The sequence below is a fragment of the Dactylosporangium sp. NPDC050688 genome, from assembly GCF_040654515.1.
GTDB lineage: Bacteria > Actinomycetota > Actinomycetes > Mycobacteriales > Micromonosporaceae > Dactylosporangium.
In genome coordinates this window covers 1-2,130 of sequence record NZ_JBFAIC010000174.1, presented here as the reverse complement: position 1 = coordinate 2,130, position 2,130 = coordinate 1, and the positions used below count along the sequence as shown (strand labels likewise).

Below are 2,130 nucleotides of genomic sequence, written 5' to 3'. Positions count from 1 at the left end.
CACCTCGACGCCGCGACCCGTGACCTGCCGTTGGATGCGTTCGTGCTGTTCTCCTCGTTCGCGGGGTCGGTGGGCTCGGCGGGGCAGGCGAACTATGCCGCCGCGAACGCCGCCTTGGACGCGATCGTCGAGCAGCGCCGCGCGGCCGGGCGCCCTGGTGTTTCGATCGCCTGGGGGCCGTGGGCGGGGGACGGCATGGCCGGGGATCTCGGCGACCGGCACCGCCGGGGTGGTGTCCGGCCCATGGATCCGGCGACCGCGGTCACCGTCCTGAGCCGCGTCACGGACGGCACCGTCGTTGTTGCCGACATCGACTGGGACACGTTCGGGCCCGCGTTCACCGCTAGCCGGCCCGCACCGCTGCTCGACCGGCTCGCACCGGCCGCCGCGGCACCCGTGCAGGAGCGGCGGTTCGCCGACGTGCCGGCCGGCGAGCTCCCGGCGTACCTCCTCAACCTCGTCCTCGGGCAGACCGCCACGGTCCTCGGTCACGCCGACGCCGCCGCCATCCGCCGCGACAGGGCGTTCCGGGACCTCGGGTTCGACTCGCTGACCGCCGTCGAGTTCCGCAACGCGCTCACCGCGGCCACCGGAGTCACGCTGCCGACCACCGTCGTGTTCGACCACCCGACGCCGGAGGCCCTCGCCGCGCTGCTGCTGGAGCAGATCAGCGGGGCGCGGACCGCCGGCGCCGTCCGGGCCGCGATCCCCGCCGACGAGCCGGTCGCGATCGTGGCGATGGCCGGCCGGTTCCCCGGCGCGGCCACCCCGGAGGCGCTGTGGGAGCTGCTCGCCGAGGGCCGCGACGGTGTCCGCGAGTTCCCCGCCGACCGCGGCTGGGACCTCGACACCCTGTTCGACCCCGACCCGGACCGGGCCGGCACCTCCTACGCCCGGGTCGGCGCGTTCCTGGAGGACGTCGCCGGGTTCGACGCCGGGTTCTTCGGCATCAGCCCGCGTGAGGCCCTGGCGATGGACCCGCAGCAGCGGCTGTTGCTGGAGACGGCGTGGGAGGTGTTCGAGCGGGCGGGCCTCGACCCGGCGACGCTGCGGGGCAGCGCGACCGGCGTGTTCGTCGGCACCAACGGGCAGGACTACCCGACGATCCTCGCCGCGGCGGAGGAGAACGTCGAGGGCTACCTCGGCACCGGCAACGCCGCCAGCGTCGTGTCCGGGCGGATCTCGTACACGTTCGGGTTCGAAGGACCCGCGGTCACCGTCGACACGGCGTGCTCGGCGTCGCTGGTGGCGCTGCACCTCGCCGCGCAGGCGCTGCGCCGCGGCGAGTGCGACCTTGCCCTCGCCGGCGGGGCCACGGTGATGTCGACGCCGGGCGCGTTCGTGGAGTTCTCCCGCCAGCGGGGGCTCGCCACCGACGGGCGGTGCAAGGCGTTCTCCGACGACGCCGACGGCACCGGCTGGGGCGAGGGCGTCGGCCTGCTCCTCGTCGAGCGGCTCTCCGATGCCGTCGCCAACGGCCACCCGGTCCTCGCGGTGGTGCGCGGTTCCGCGGTCAACCAGGACGGCGCGTCGAACGGCCTTACCGCCCCGAACGGTCCGTCGCAGCAGCGGGTCATCCGCGCCGCGCTCGCCGCGGCGGATCTGGAGCCGTCCGATGTGGACGCGGTGGAGGCGCACGGCACCGGCACCGGCCTCGGCGACCCGATCGAGGCGCAGGCGTTGCTTGCCACGTACGGGCAGGGCCGCACCGAGCCGTTGTGGCTGGGGTCGGTGAAGTCGAACATCGGCCACACCCAGGCCGCGGCCGGTGTCGCCGGGGTCATGAAGATGATCCTCGCCCTGCAGCACCGCACCCTGCCCAGCACCCTGCACGTCACCGCACCCACATCACACGTCGACTGGTCGGCGGGCGCCGTCCAGATCCTCACCGAAGCCCAGCCGTGGCCGGACACCGACCGGCCCCGCCGCGCCGGCGTGTCGTCGTTCGGCATCTCCGGTACGAACGCGCACGTCATCCTCGAGGAAGCACCGCTGGCCGCATCGACCGTCGAGCCGGTCGTGCCGCCGGTGGTGTCGTGGCCGGTGTCGGCGCGTACCCCTGAGGCTCTTGAGGCGCAGGTGGACCGGCTGCGGGCCGTGGCGGACCGCAACCCGGTCGATGTCGGGTAC

General features: G+C 74.5%; 1 protein-coding gene. It reads left to right on the top strand.

Annotated features, from left to right (window positions below; translation table 11 throughout):
* A partial coding sequence (locus AB0H83_RS51775; protein WP_360111440.1) for a beta-ketoacyl synthase N-terminal-like domain-containing protein occupies positions 1–2,130 on the top strand: 2,130 nt, incomplete at both ends.